The organism is Acidibrevibacterium sp., assembly GCF_049965395.1.
Classification (GTDB): domain Bacteria; phylum Pseudomonadota; class Alphaproteobacteria; order Acetobacterales; family Acetobacteraceae; genus Acidibrevibacterium; species Acidibrevibacterium fodinaquatile.
In genome coordinates this window covers 19,803-33,729 of the sequence record NZ_JBMFWJ010000008.1, presented here as the reverse complement: position 1 = coordinate 33,729, position 13,927 = coordinate 19,803, and the positions used below count along the sequence as shown (strand labels likewise).

Sequence of the window (13,927 nt, the reverse complement as noted above, 5' to 3'; positions counted from 1 at the left end):
GAGCCATTTACCCCCGAGCCATTTACCCCCGAGCCGGTTGCGTCCGAACTCGCCGCCGCGCCGGACGCGCCAGCGCCGTTGATGGCCCCGTTGGCGGCCCCGTTGGCGGTCGAGACGATGGCCGACTCCACGACGGACGCTGCGGCCGGTTCAGACGTCGCCCCCGCGCCCGAAGCGGAGGCCGTGCCGGCGAGTGAGGCGGCGCCGAAGCGCCGCCCCCGCACGCCCCGCCGCACGCCCCTTACGCCGCGCCGGCGCAAGACCGCGGTCGCGGCCGATGGCGAGGCGCTCCCCGATCTCGCTCTGCCTGGCGCCCCGCAGCCGGAACTGTTGCCACTTGAGCCGCCGATGTCCGCCGCGCCCCCCGCCATGGCAGCGCCGCCGATGCCCGAGCCCATCGTGGTTAACGCCGAGCCCGGCACACCCGATATCGTCGCCGACACCCCCCCCGAGGCGCCGCGCAAGCGCGGCTGGTGGCGGCGCTGATCGTCACGGAGGGATAGCGGATCGTCGCGGCGGCGGCGGATGGCGGGACAGAGATGACAGATGACGGCGATCGTCATAAGTTGATCGCCATGTCAGCGTCACCCAATGCCGATCTTAGCCCCACCGGTCGCGCGACCCGCGCCGCCATCACCGATGCGGCAGAGCGGTTGTTTCGCACCCTCGGCTATCAGAAAACCACGGTCGCCGATATTGCCCGCGAACTTCATATGTCGCCGGCCAATGTCTATCGGTTCTTTGCGAGCAAAGCGGCGATCAATCAGGAAATCTGTGCGCGCATTCTCGCCGGCCTCGATGCCGCGGCCTGGGACGTGGCGCGCGGCCCCGGCACGCCGCCAGAGCGCGTCCGCGCGCTGTTTCGTCTCCTACAACGCGAAACCGAAGATCGGTTTTTCAGGGAGCGGCGGATGTATGACATGATCGCCGCCGCCTTGCAGGAAAACTGGCCGATCGTCGATGCGCATATCCACGAGATCGACGCCGCGTTTCGTCACATCGTCGATGAAGGACAGGCGCAGGGGGTTTTCGCCCGCCTCGACGGCGAGGATGTCGTGCGCTTTCTTCATGGCGCCTGCGCGATTTTCACCCATCCCGCGATGGTCGAGAAGTGCCTGGCGATGGACGAAAATCTCGCCGCGATCGCCGAACGCACGGCCAGTTTCTGCTTGCGCGCCTTGCGCCCGGACGGGTCGCTAGAATGATGATTGTTTTCTGACGATTATTGACAAACGTCATTTAATCAACCAGGCTCCCCGCGTTGCCCGGAGAGAGCCCATGCCCGCCCCCGTCCGCCTTCCGCCGCTCGCCATTTTGATGCTGCCCGCGCTGCTGCTTGGCGGCTGCTTCGAGCGGACGGTGGCGCGCGTTGATCATGCGCCGCGGCCGGTCGCGGTGGTTTCGGTCGCGCTCACCGCGGATACCGAGACCCGCGACTATAGCGGCATTATCGCGCCGCGCCGGGCGCCGGCGCTGGGCTTTCGCGCCGGCGGGCGCATCGCCGAGCGCCTGGCCGATGTCGGCGCGCGGGTCAAAGCGGGGGATGTGCTGGCCCGGCTCGACCCGAAAGATCTGGCGCTCGCCGTCCGCAGCGCTGCGGCCGACCTCGCCGCCGCCCGTGCGCAGGCGGCGCAGGCGTTGGCGGATGCCAGGCGGAGCGCCGAACTCCGCCGTGACGGTTGGACCGCTGCCGCCGCCGATGAGGCCAAGCAGGCCGCTTCCCGGACCGCTGCCGAACGCGTCACCGCCGCCACCGCGGCGCTGGCGCTGGCCGAGCGCCGTCTTTCGTATGGTGAGTTGCGCGCCCCGCAGGATGGGGTGATCACCGCCGTGCTGCGCGATCGCGGCAGCGTGGTCGCGGAGGGGGAGACGGTATTCGAACTCGCCGAGGCCGGGCCGCCCGAAATCGTCGTCTCGCTTCCCGAGCAGGCGCTCGCCGACGCCGATCGCCCGGGGGCGACGGTGACACTCTGGGCGCGGCCGGGCATTGCGCTCGCCGCCCGGCTGCGCGAGCTTGCACCCAGCGCCGACCCGCGGTTGCGTACCTATGCCGCGCGCTATGTCTTGGTGGATGCCCCCGCGTTCGTCGCCTATGGCATGTCGGCGACGCTCCATCTCGCGGTCCGTGGGGCTGATCGCATCGCCCTGTTGCCGGCGGCGGCGCTGATTGATCGCGGTGACGGGCCGAGCGTTTGGACGGTCAAGCCCGATGGTACGCTGGCCGCGCAAGCCGTGACACTGCGCCGCTTTGAGCAGGATCGCGTTGCTGTCTCCGGCCTTGCCGACGGCGCGATGGTGGTCGCGCTCGGGGCGCAGAAGCTCGATCCCGGGGCGCGTGTACGCATCACCGATACGCTGCCCGCGGCCGAGTGATCGCACGCGACGCGGGCGCATGAGCGGGGGCATGGCGTGAGCGGATTCAATCTCTCAGCCTGGGCGGTTCGGCATCGCGCGCTTACCGGATTTTTGATCGCGTTGATTTTTGTCGCCGGCGCCTTCTCCTATACCCGGCTCGGGCGGAACGAAGATCCGAATTTCACCCTCAAACTGCTGGTGGTGTCGGCGCGATGGCCGGGCGCGACGGCGGCGGAGACGCAAAATCTCGTCGCCGACCCGATCGAACGCAAGCTGCAGGATCTCGCCCATCTCGACAATTTTTTCACCTATGTGCAGCCCGGTCTCGTGGTGACGATGGTGCTGTTCGAGGATTCGACGCCGCCCCAAGAAGTGCCGGAACTGTTTTATCAGACACGCAAAAAACTCGACGATCTTCGTCCCAACCTGCCACCGGGCGTCCTTGGCCCGATCGTCAACGACGAATACGCGGATGTCTATGGCGCGGTGTTTGCGCTCACCGGCACCGACAACGCCGCGCTGACGCGCGAGGCCGAGCGCGTGCGTGATCGCTTTCTCAAAGTGCCGGGGGCAGAAAAAGTCACCATCCTTGGCGAAATTCCTCGCACCATCGATGTTACCTTCCGGCAAAGCCGGCTCGCCGCGCTCGGCGTTACGGTGCCCGAGATCGCGCAAGCGATCGCGCGCCAGAACCTGGTGACCCCAGCCGGATCGATCCAAACCGCAACGACCGAGGTGCCGCTCCGCGTTGCTGGCGCGCTGACCGGGCCACGCAGCCTCGCCGCGGTGCCGATCGTGGCCAATGGCGCTTTGCTTCGGCTCGCGGACATCGCCGAAATCCATCGCGGCTATCAGGATCCGCCGGCCTTTTCCATCCGCCATGACGGTGCGCCGGCGGTGGTGGTTGCGGTGTCGACGCAGCCGCGCGTCAACCGGCTAGCCTTTGGCGTCGCGCTGCGCGAGGCCGCCGCGGGCGTCCGCGCCGATCTCCCGACCGGCATCGTTTTGCAACAAATTGCCGATCAGCCGAAAGTCATCGCCGAATCGGTCGATGAATTTCTGCTCAAATTTACCGTCGCCCTCGGTGTTGTGCTTCTGGTTTCATTCTTTTCGTTGGGCTGGCGGACGGGAATCGTCGTGGCGCTGGCGGTGCCGCTCACGCTTTCCCTGGTTTTTGTCGCGATGGATCTGCTTGGGATCGAATTGCAACGGGTTTCGCTCGGCGCGCTGATCATTTCGCTCGGCCTGCTCGTCGATGACGCGATCATCGCGGTCGAAACCATGGTGGTGAAGCTGGAAGAGGGGTGGGAGCGAGAGCGCGCAGCGGGTTTTGCCTGGCAATCGACGGCATTTCCGATGCTGACCGGAACCTTGGTGACGGCCGCGGGATTTTTGCCGATCGGATTCGCGCGCTCTTCGACCGGTGAATATGCCGGCGGTATTTTCTGGGTCGTTGCGGTGGCGTTGGTGGCGAGCTGGGTGGTCGCGGTGGTTTTCACCCCCTATCTCGGGGTTCTCTTATTGCCGCAGCCGAAAAAAGCCCTGCCCCACGCGGCGATCTATCGGACGCCACTTTACCGGCGGCTGCGGCGGATGGTGACCGTCGCGGTACAATATCGCGGCGGCGTCACCCTGGCGACGGTTGCGCTGTTCGTGCTTGCGGTGGCTGGCGCCGGGCTGGTGAAGCAGCAATTTTTCCCGGCCTCCGCCCGGCCCGAATTGATCGTTGACGTCACCCTGCGCCAGGGGGCGAGCCATGCCGCGACCGAGGCTGCGGTCGGCAAAGTTGAAGATTTGCTTGCCAAGGATCGCGACGTTCTGTGGTACACGAGCTATATCGGGGGTGGCCCACCACGCTTCATTCTCTCGTACAATCCGACACTGCCCAATAACGCGGTCGCGACCATCGTGATGACGACACGCGATTTGGCGGCGCGTGAGCGGGTGCGGGCGCGGCTTCTCGCCTTTGCCGCCGGCGAGGGCGTGCCGGCGGCGCGGCTTCACGTCTCGCGCATCGAACTCGGGCCGGCGGTCGGGTTTCCGGTGCAGTTTCGCGTGATGGGCGATGATCTCGCCGGCGTACGCCATGCCGCCGATCAGGTTCTGGCGGCGCTCCGCGAAACCCCTGGCGCGCGCGACGCACAGCTCGCCTGGGGTGAGCGCGCGCCCTCGCTCCGTTTTGCGCTCGATCAAGCGCGGGTGCGCGAACTCGGCCTTGCGCCCGCCGATATCGCGGCGACACTGGATGCGCTGCTCTCTGGCCTCGTCGCGACCGAGATTCGCGATGGCACCAAGCTGATTGATGTCGTGCTACGCGCCGCCCCCGAGGAGCGGCGTGATCTCGCCCATCTCCCCGATCTCATCGTGCCGACCGCCGCTGGCGCATTGCCGCTCGCGCAGATCGCCCGGCTGGAGCCGCAAACCGAGGAGCCGATTCTCTGGCGGCGCAACCGCCAACCCACCCTCATCGTTGAGGCCGAGCTGCAGGACGGGTTGCAGGCGATCGACGTGAGTGCGGCCGCCGAGGCGCGCATCCGCGCCCTCGCGCTGCCGCCTGGGGTGCACGTCGAAACCGGCGGCGCGGTGGAAGAATCGGCCAAGGCGAACGCCGCTTTGGTCGCGGTTTTCCCGGTGATGGTCGGCGCGCTGCTCTTGCTATTGATGATCCAGTTGCAAGATCTCCGCCGCGTCCTGCTGGTTCTGGCGACGATGCCGCTTGGGTTGATCGGCGCGGTGCTGGCGCTGCTGCTCGCCGATGCGCCGTTCGGGTTCGTCGCTCTGCTCGGGGTGATTGCGCTCGGCGGGATGATCATGCGCAACACCATCATCCTCGTCGATCAGGTGCGGCAAGATCAGGCGGTGGGCTTGCCGCTCCGCGAAGCGATCATCGAAAGCACGGTGCGCCGCGCGCGGCCGGTGGTGCTGACCGCGCTGGCCGCGGCACTCGCTTTCATCCCGCTCAGCTTCAACGTCTTTTGGGGGCCGATGGCGCTCGCGATGATCGGCGGTCTGTTGGTTGCGACGGTGCTGACGCTGGTCTTCTTGCCGGCGCTCTACGCGCTCGCGTTCCGAGCCGAGAAGGCTGAGGCGGCAGCGGCGGTGCCCGTCATGGCGGCGAAGTGATCACGTTCGCGCTGACATGCTCGCGCGCGCTGAGCCTCTGTTGACCCTGGCGGGACGAGTTCCTAACCTCTATGGCGTAATGCTATCCGCATGATGGATCAGAAACCGGTCACGCCCTTCATTCCCCCCCGCTCCGGCCTGTCGCCGTCGGTCATTGATGCGCGTTCGGCCGCGATCTTGCGCGAAATCGTCGAACAATATGTCGCGACCGGCGAGCCCGTGGGGAGCCGCACCTTGTCGCGCCGCCTGCCGCTCGCCCTCTCGCCGGCGACGATCCGCAACGTCATGGCCGATCTCACCGAGCAGGGGCTGCTTTACGCGCCGCATACCTCCGCCGGCCGCCTGCCGACCGATCGCGGGCTCCGGCTCTTCGTCGACGGGTTGCTGCAATTCGGCGATCTCTCGGAGGAGGAGCAGGAGACCATCAGCGCGGCGTTGCAAGCCTCCGGGCGCAGTCTGGAGACCACGCTTGCCGAAGCCGGAAGCCTGCTTTCCGGCCTCTCCGCGGCCGCTGGCCTGGTGCTCGCGCCAAAAGCCGACGGGCCGCTCAAGCATATCGAATTCGTCCCGCTCGGCACTGGCCGCGCGCTCGTCGTGCTCGTCAATGCCGATGGCCAGGTCGAAAACCGGGTCATCGACACGCCGCCGGGCTTGCCGCCGGCGGCGCTGCAGCAAGCGAGCAATTATCTCAACGCCCGCCTCTCCGGACGCTCGATCGAGGAGGTACGGCGCGTGGTGAGCGAAGAAATCGCGGCCGATCGTACCCAACTCGATACGCTCGCGACGCAGATCGTCGCCGCCGGGCTCGCGACCTGGACGGGCGAAGGGCGTGGCGGCAGCTTGATCGTGCGTGGCCAAGCGCGGCTTCTTGCCGATGTCACCGAGATCGAGAGGCTTGCGACCATCCAGGCTTTGTTCGAGCGGCTGGAAACCCAGGAAACCATGCTCAAGCTGCTCGAGCTGGTCGAGGTCTCAGAGGGGGTGCGGATTTTCATCGGCGCCGAGAACGGGCTGTTCGATGCCTCAGGCCTCAGCATGATCGTCGCTCCGGCGCGCAACACCGCTGATCGCATCGTCGGTGCGATCGGTGTTATCGGCCCTTCGCGGATCAATTATGCTCGCATCATCCCGGTGGTGGATTATACGGCGCGCGTGATCGGCCGTTTGCTCGGCTGACCGCCAAGCCTCTCTAATTGCGCGGCAGACGCGGCTGCTCGGGGCTGTCCGGGTTTTGGGCGCGGTTGCGCAGCAGATGGTCAGCGAGAACGAGCGCCATCATCGCCTCGCCAACCGGCACCGCGCGGATGCCAACGCAGGGATCATGCCGGCCGTGGGTTGCAACCTCGACGTCGTGGCCGGTGCGGTCGACCGAGCGGCGCGGGGTGAGGATCGAACTCGTCGGCTTGACCGCGAAGCGGGCAATGATCGGCTGGCCGGTCGAAATGCCGCCGAGAATGCCGCCGGCGTGATTGCTCGCGAATAAAACCGTGCCGTCCTGCATGCGCATCTCGTCGGCGTTGTCCTCGCCGCGCAAGCGGGCGGCGGCGAAGCCGTCGCCGATTTCCACGCCCTTGACGGCGTTGATCCCCATCAGCGCGCTCGCGAGATCGGCATCGAGTTTGCCATAAAGCGGCGCGCCCAATCCCGGCGGCACACCCTCGGCGACGATCTCGACCACCGCGCCGACCGAGGAGCCAGATTTGCGAATCTCGGCAAGATAGCTCTCCCAAACGCCGACGCACACCGGATCGGGGCAGAAAAACGGATTACGCGCGACCTCCGCCCAGTCCCAATTGCCGCGCTCGACCAGCTTGTCGCCGATCTGGACGAGGGCGCCACGGATGGTCACCCCCGTCCCGAGCACCTTGCGCGCAATCGCGCCAGCAGCGACTCGCATCGCCGTCTCGCGCGCCGAAGATCGCCCGCCGCCGCGCGGGTCGCGGATGCCGTATTTGAGTTCGTAGGTGAGATCGGCGTGGCCTGGGCGAAAGCGCGCGGCAATCGCCTCATAATCCTTGGACCGGGCATCGGTGTTTTCGATCTCGAGCGCGATCGGCGTGCCGGTGGTTTGCCCCTCGAAGACGCCAGAGAGGATGCGCACCCGATCGGCTTCCTGGCGCTGGGTCGTAAAACGCGACTGGCCGGGCCGGCGTCGGTCGAGGAAAGGCTGGATATCGGCCTCCGAGAGCGCGATTCGCGGCGGACAGCCATCGACGACACAGCCGATCGCCGGGCCGTGACTCTCGCCCCAAGTGGTGACGCGCAAGAGATGGCCGAAACTGTTATGGGACATGAGGTGGCCATACGATCAGGGGAAGCCCAGGAAGACTCTTCTTTTCTGAAGAAAAAGAAGCAAAAAGACTTTTGTCCGTTGGACAGTGCCTTCGGCACTGCCCGCGCCGAGGAAACGGGATAAAAGTTTTTTGGTTCTTTTTTTCAAAAAAGAACAAATTTCTTTTTCTAGTCCGTGACGGCGGCGATATCGGGCGCCGCCGGGTTCTTCATGCCGACGATGTGATAGCCAGAATCGACGTGATGGACCTCACCCGTGACGCCGGAAGCGAGGTCAGAGAGAAGATAAAGCCCAGCGCCGCCAACATCCTCGATGGTGGTGTTGCGCTCGAGCGGCGAATTGAGTTGATTCCAGCGCAGAATATAGCGGAAATCGCCAATGCCGTTGGCGGCCAGCGTTTTGATCGGGCCGGCGCTAATCGCATTCACCCGAATGCCGGCGCCACCGAGATCGGCGGCGAGATAACGCACCGATGCCTCGAGCGCGGCTTTGGCGACCCCCATGACATTGTAATGCGGGATCACCTTCTCAGCACCGAGATAGGAAAGGGTGAGCAGCGCCCCGCCCGGCCCCATCATCGGCACCGCGCGCCGCGACACGGCGACGAAGCTATAGCAGGAAATATCGAGGGCCTGCAGGAAGGCCTCGCGCGGCGTGTCGAGATAGCGTCCGCGGAGATAGGATTTATCGGCCCAGCCAATGGCATGGACGAGGAAATCGAGCCGATCCCAGCGCCTGGCGAGGGCGGCGAAGGCGGCATCGATGCTGTTTTCTTCGCCGACATCGCACGGGAAGACGAGATCGGAGCCGATGCCGGCGGCGAGCGGCCGAACGCGGCGCTCCAACGCTTCGCCTTGGTAGGTGAAAGCGAGCGCCGCGCCTTGGGCGGCGCAGGCATGCGCAATCCCCCAGGCGAGCGAGCGGTCATTGGCGACCCCCATGATCAGGCCGCGCTTGCCGGCGAGCAAGGTTCCGGCGGCGGGCGTCTCGGCAAGCGGGACGGGAGCGGAAAGGGTCGTTTCATTGGAATGGGACATCGAGGATCTATCCCTTCTCGGTTGAGTGCCTGACCCTCTCTCGTGACACAGCCGGGCGCTGTTGGGCAAGAGCCATGGCGCAAACGCGCCCGGGTCAGGGCTCGCGGCCGCGCGCGGAAATTCCCTCAGGCGATGGCGAGCCGCGCCTCCAGCACGTCGTCTTCGCCGGGCAAGCGATGGAGGGAAAAGCCGAGATGGCGGACGAAAGCGAGCATCGGCGCGTTATCGGCGAGGATCTGGCCGACGATCTCGGTCATGCCCTGCCCGCGTGCCCAGCCGATGAGGCAGTGCATGAGCCGCGTTGCGAGCCCCTTTCCCTTCATGTCCGGCTGCACGATGATCGCAAATTCGCTGCTCCCTTCATCGAGTTCGCGCACCAAGCGGGCAACCCCGACGGTCTCGCCGGTGCCCTCGCGGACGGCGATGAAGGCGATTTCGCGTTGATAATCGACTTGCGTCATGCGCGCCATTTGCTCGGCTGAGAGTGTGCGCATGGGCGAGAAGAAACGATAGCGGATGTCTTCCGGGGCAAGGCGCTCAAAGAACGCGGCATGCGCCTCGGCATCCTCGGGGCGGATCGGGCGGATCAGCAGCCTCTCCCCGCTGCCGGTCCAAATTTCCTCGAGTTCGGCAGGATAAGGCGCGATGGCCAATTGCGCGCGGCTTCCCTGAGGGCGCAGCGTGAGCCCGGCATCACCGACCAGAAGCCCCTCGCCATCGACGAATAGCGGATCGATGCGCAATGTCGCGATTTCGGGAAAATCGATCACCAATTGCGAGATCCGCACCAGGGTCTCGGCGATGGCGTCGCGGTTCGCCGGCGGAAATTCCCGAAACGCGCCGAGTAAGGGCGCAAAGCGCGAGCGCGCGATCAGCGCCTGCGCGAGCGGCAGGTTGAGCGGCGGCAGATCGACGGCGCTTTCGCCGAGAATGGCGCCGGCGCTGCCGCCGAGTCCGAAGCCGAGCACCGGGCCGAACACCGCGTCGTCACCGAGAGTGATCGCCAACTCGCGGGCGCGGCGGATCTGGCGCTGGACGAGAAACCCGTGCGTCGGCGCCTGCCCGGCGGCCATCCGCGCCGCGGCGCGGGTGACGGCGGCGGCGTCGGGGAGATCGAGAACGACGCTCGGCGCGCCGCGCTTCTCGGTGCGCCGCAGCTTGAGCGCGATCGGAAAGCCGAGCATCGTCGCCGCGGCCCCGGCGTCCTCGGGGCTTGCTGCCGCCCGCGTCGGCACCACCGGCACGCCGTAGGCGGAAAGCACCGCCATCGCCTCATCCTGCAGCAGCGCGAGACGCTCGGCCCGGCGCGCCGCGGCGAAAACCCGCGTCACCGCCACCCGGTCAGGAAGCAGGTGCAGCACCGTGCTCGGCGGCAATTCGCGCGCGGCGAGCCGGTTGCGGCGATGCTGGAGAAGATGATGAAACCCATGCACCGCCTGCTCTGGGGTCGCGAAGACCGGCAATCCGGCATCGGCGAGGCGCAAGCGTAGCGGCGCGGCAGTGGTTTCTCCCATCGCCGCGACGAGGAGCGGGCGTTTGATGGCGCGCGCGCTGGCGGCGATCGCGCTGGCCCAGGCTTCGTCGTCGGCAGCGCTTGGGCGCAGCGGTGGCGGGGCGAGAATGGCGAGGATACCGCCAATGTCTGGGTCGCGGGCAAGGGTTTCGATCGCCGCCGCGCACCGCGCCGGCGAGTCGAGCCCGAGATAAAGCGGCTCGAGGGCGCCGCCTTGACCGGCGAGTTCAGGCGGCAGCGGCCGCGCCAGCGCCGTCCGGATCGCCGATGGCAGCGGATGGAGCGGAACACCGAGGCGGAGCGCTTCATCCGCTGCCATTTCGCCGGGGGCAATGGCGGTGGTGACGATCGCGAGCGGCTCGCGGGTGAGAGGATTGGCGCGGCTCAGGGTTTCGGCGGCGGCGAGCAGATCCTCAAAATGGTTGACGACGAGCAGCCCGGCGCGCCGGCCGGCGGCGGCGAAAGCGGCCTCGGCCGCGGGTCCGATGCGGGTTTCGTCTTCGCTATCGCGCAGCAGGCCACCGGCACAAAGCGCCACCACCGGGCGCAGGCGGGCGGCGGCGCGGGCGGCGGAGATGAAGGCGCGCGGGTTTTTGAGCCGGCGGATATCGAGCAAAATGGCGCCGGTCGCGGGATCGCGCGCGAGCCAATCGAGCGTCAGGCCGAAGCCGATATCGGCGTTGCCGCCGATGCCGACGATGTGAGAAAAGCCCACCCCGTTCGGCCCCGCCCAATCAAGCACGGCGCGGCAGAGCGCGGCCGATTGTGAGACCAGCGCGGTGCGCCCCGCCGGCACCGGGAGATGGCCGAGCGTTGCATTCAGCCCGTGCGCGGGAACAGCGAGCCCGAAAGAGCCCGGCCCGAGCACCCTGACGCCGCTCGCGCGTGCCGCATCGCGCAGCCCCGGCATCATCGCGGTGGCGATCGCGGCAAAACAGCCGCGCGCCGCGAGCCCGGCCAGCACCGCGCGCGGATCGTCGAGTGGCGCCGCGAGAATCGCGACGTCGAGCGGCGCGACATCCGGGCGCGCCGCGCCGCCTTGCGGCGATGTGGCGAGATCGCCGGCATCGAGCGTCGCGATGGCGCCGGCGAAGCCGCCGTCGCGGAGATTGGCAAGCACGATCGCCCCCTCCGCGGTCTCGGCACCGAACACGGCGACGCTATCGGGACGGAACAGCCGCTCCGGATGGAAGCGATGGCGGGAAGCGCTTGGCAGCCATGGCATAACGGCACCTTATAGCATGTTGCGCCGCAATAAAGGATAGCACAGCCGGCGGAAATCTGTCGTGCGAGCAGGCACGGCCATGGCGGCCGATTTTTTCTCGCGCCAGGCATTTTTTTCTTGCCGTGGCGCGGGGCAGAGTCTTATCTAGGCGACGGAGAGGCGCGCCAAACCGTAAGCGTGCGCTTGTGCCTCGTTCCAGGCCATGAGGCCTTGGGGCGATTGTGTCAACTTTCTGTCAGGGATCACATGAACCCGCGATCTAGTAGCCAGCCCTCGGAGAGCCATAGTTGGCGCTTAGCGCCTGCTTCGCCGCCGTCGGGTTGGGTCGCCGCCCGGGATCCGCATGTGACCGTTAAGGCGCCAGCGATTCGCTGCTGACCCTAACGGCCAAGCCTCCCGGGCTCGAGTTATCACTTGAGCAAGAGGAGGCTGTGATGGCCGTCTTTACCTTTCCTCGTCAGATCCGCGTGCCTGGCCGTCGCCCGGCCGTAACACGTCGTTTGGTTTCCGACGCGGCGCCCGCGGGGCAGGTCGCGCGCCCGGTGCTCGACCTTCGTTGGCGGCACGATGACGAAGGCCGCTTGCGTGCGCACTGGGGTCTCGCCGCGACGCGCGCGCGGGTGTCGTTGCTTGGTTGAATCGCCACGAGCGCCGGCCGCCGGCGCTCGCCGCACTCGTTCCCCTCAGCCAGGCGTCGCCTTGGCACAGAACGGATCTGATAGCATGACCCATATCGACAAGCTCGACACCCTGACCAAAGAGGCGGTGCTCGATTCCGCCCATCTCGGCGACATCACCGGCGCCCTCGGCACCATCCGGCGCGACGATGACGGCCCCCGGCGCAATCTCGTCGCGCGTCTCGCGACTTTGCTTGCGGTCGTCGGCCCCGGCCTCATCGTCATGGTCGGCGACAACGACGCCGGCGCCTTCGCGACCTACACCCAGGCTGGCCAGACCTATGGCAGCACGCTGCTCTGGACGATGATCCTGCTCATCCCGGTCCTCTATGTCTGCCAGGAGATGGTGGCGCGGCTCGGCGCGGTGACCGGCGTTGGCCATGCGCGGCTGATTTTCGAGCGTTTCGGCCGGTTCTGGGGCGCGTTCAGCGTCATCGATCTCTTTGCCCTCAACGCGCTCACCATCGTCACCGAGTTCATCGGCATCAGCTTGGCGATGGATTATTTCGGCCTCTCGAAGCCGCTTGGCGTCCTGGTTGCCGCCGGGCTCACCATTGCAGCGGTCAGCACCGGGAGCTTCCGGCGTTTCGAGCGTTTTGCGGTGCTGCTCTGCCTCGGCAGTCTCGCGATTGTGCCGATTTTCGTCGTCGCCCATCCCCCTCTCGGCGAGATGGCGCGAGACCTCGTGGTGCCGGGTCTGCCGCCGGGCAAGCTTTCCGACATCATGCTGCTCATTATCGGCCTCGTCGGCACCACGGTTGCGCCCTGGCAGCTATTTTTCCAGCAAAGCTATATCGTCGACAAGCGCCTGCGGCCGCGCTTCATGGCCTATGAGCGGGTCGATATGGCGCTCGGCATGGTCTTTACTCAGGTCGGTGCCATCGTGATGATCGCGATCGCCGCTGCGGCGTTTGCCGGCAAGCCGGAATTCGGCAATTTCACCGATGCCGGCGGGGTCGCTGCCGGATTGGCGAAATATGTCGGGCGTTGGGCGGGGAATCTGTTTGCGATCGGCCTCGTCGATGCGGCGCTGCTCGGGGCGGCGGCGGTTGGTCTCTCCACCGCTTATGCGTTCGGCGATACGTTGTCGGTGCGCCATTCGCTGCACCGCAAGCCGAATGACGCGCTGGGCTTTTATCTGATCTATGGCGCGCTGATCGCGGTTTCGGCGGCGATCGTCTTGATCCCGGGCTCGCCGCTTGGGCTGATCACCGAGGGGGTGCAGGTGTTGGCTGGTATTCTGCTGCCGAGTGCCACGGTGTTTCTGCTGCTTCTCTGCAACGATAAGGCGGTGCTCGGCCCGTGGGTGAACGGCAAGTGGCAGAATTTGCTCGCCGGGGTGATCGTTGGCGTGCTGGTTATTCTGTCGATCATTCTGACCGCGGCGGTCGTGTTCCCGGACATCACCGATGGAGAGATCATCGCGACGCTCATCGTCGGTGCTGTGCTCGGCGTTATCGGCTTTCTTGTCACACGCCTGGTGACGAAGCGTGGCCTGACGCCCGAGACCGGCGATGTCGCGGCGCTTGATCGCGAGACGTGGCGCATGCGGCCGCTCGCCGACCTGCCGCCGCTGCGGCTGTCGCCGGCGGCGCGGCTGTGGATGGGCATCTTGCGCCTTTATCTCGTGGTCGCGGTGGGCATGGCTGTGTTCGCGGTCGTCAAGCTCGCCCTCGGCCACTGAGTTTCGCCCTCGCGGGGCAG

General features: G+C 66.7%; 8 protein-coding genes and 1 pseudogene. 6 read left to right on the top strand and 3 right to left on the bottom strand.

Features of this window, described 5'->3' with window-relative positions:
* The 5 genes and pseudogenes from ACP5M5_RS04240 to hrcA form a co-directional block, all read left to right on the top strand.
* Positions 1 to 486 (top strand): annotated as a pseudogene (locus tag ACP5M5_RS04240) (hypothetical protein); the annotation flags it as partial.
* Positions 487 to 575: 89 nt separating this feature from the next.
* Positions 576 to 1,205, top strand: coding sequence for a TetR/AcrR family transcriptional regulator (locus ACP5M5_RS04235; RefSeq protein ID WP_427935744.1), 630 nt, complete (start codon positions 576 to 578; stop codon positions 1,203 to 1,205).
* 73 nt (positions 1,206 to 1,278) lie between these two features.
* Complete coding sequence (locus tag ACP5M5_RS04230; protein ID WP_427935743.1) at positions 1,279 to 2,373, top strand: efflux RND transporter periplasmic adaptor subunit; 1,095 nt, start codon at positions 1,279 to 1,281, stop codon at positions 2,371 to 2,373.
* A gap of 36 nt (positions 2,374 to 2,409) precedes the next feature.
* Complete coding sequence (locus tag ACP5M5_RS04225; RefSeq protein WP_427935742.1) at positions 2,410 to 5,478, top strand: efflux RND transporter permease subunit; 3,069 nt, start codon at positions 2,410 to 2,412, stop codon at positions 5,476 to 5,478.
* A 90-nt stretch (positions 5,479 to 5,568) separates the two neighbouring features.
* Positions 5,569 to 6,654, top strand: coding sequence for a heat-inducible transcriptional repressor HrcA (hrcA, locus tag ACP5M5_RS04220; protein ID WP_427935741.1), 1,086 nt, complete (start codon positions 5,569 to 5,571; stop codon positions 6,652 to 6,654).
* Positions 6,655 to 6,667: 13 nt separating this feature from the next.
* On the opposite strand, the gene aroC is transcribed toward hrcA, so the two are convergent.
* The 3 genes from aroC to ACP5M5_RS04205 form a co-directional block, all read right to left on the bottom strand.
* Positions 6,668 to 7,771 carry a chorismate synthase gene (aroC, locus tag ACP5M5_RS04215; protein ID WP_427935740.1) on the bottom strand — a complete coding sequence of 368 codons (1,104 nt, stop codon included), beginning with the start codon at positions 7,769 to 7,771 and terminating at the stop codon, positions 6,668 to 6,670.
* A gap of 167 nt (positions 7,772 to 7,938) precedes the next feature.
* The gene (locus ACP5M5_RS04210) at positions 7,939 to 8,712 is read right to left on the bottom strand and encodes an SDR family oxidoreductase (protein ID WP_427935808.1); all 774 of its coding nucleotides are present in this window, start codon (positions 8,710 to 8,712) and stop codon (positions 7,939 to 7,941) included.
* Positions 8,713 to 8,933: 221 nt separating this feature from the next.
* The gene (locus tag ACP5M5_RS04205) at positions 8,934 to 11,546 is read right to left on the bottom strand and encodes a bifunctional acetate--CoA ligase family protein/GNAT family N-acetyltransferase (RefSeq protein ID WP_427935739.1); all 2,613 of its coding nucleotides are present in this window, start codon (positions 11,544 to 11,546) and stop codon (positions 8,934 to 8,936) included.
* A 723-nt stretch (positions 11,547 to 12,269) separates the two neighbouring features.
* Here ACP5M5_RS04205 and ACP5M5_RS04200 point away from each other — a divergent pair.
* A complete protein-coding gene (locus tag ACP5M5_RS04200) occupies positions 12,270 to 13,907 on the top strand; it encodes an NRAMP family divalent metal transporter (protein WP_427935738.1) in 1,638 nt (545 codons plus the stop codon).
* Positions 13,908 to 13,927 lie beyond the last annotated feature (20 nt).

Excerpts from the sequence above, each read along its gene's own strand:
- hrcA (WP_427935741.1), top strand. The coding sequence starts at position 5,569 with ATGATGGATCAGAAACCGGTCACGCCCTTCATTCCCCCCCGCTCCGGC.
- ACP5M5_RS04200 (WP_427935738.1), top strand. The coding sequence starts at position 12,270 with ATGACCCATATCGACAAGCTCGACACCCTGACCAAAGAGGCGGTGCTC.
- ACP5M5_RS04210 (WP_427935808.1), bottom strand. The coding sequence starts at position 8,712 with ATGGGGGTCGCCAATGACCGCTCGCTCGCCTGGGGGATTGCGCATGCC.
- aroC (WP_427935740.1), bottom strand. The coding sequence starts at position 7,771 with ATGTCCCATAACAGTTTCGGCCATCTCTTGCGCGTCACCACTTGGGGC.
- ACP5M5_RS04230 (WP_427935743.1), top strand. The coding sequence starts at position 1,279 with ATGCCCGCCCCCGTCCGCCTTCCGCCGCTCGCCATTTTGATGCTGCCC.
- ACP5M5_RS04235 (WP_427935744.1), top strand. The coding sequence starts at position 576 with ATGTCAGCGTCACCCAATGCCGATCTTAGCCCCACCGGTCGCGCGACC.
- ACP5M5_RS04205 (WP_427935739.1), bottom strand. The coding sequence starts at position 11,546 with ATGCCATGGCTGCCAAGCGCTTCCCGCCATCGCTTCCATCCGGAGCGG.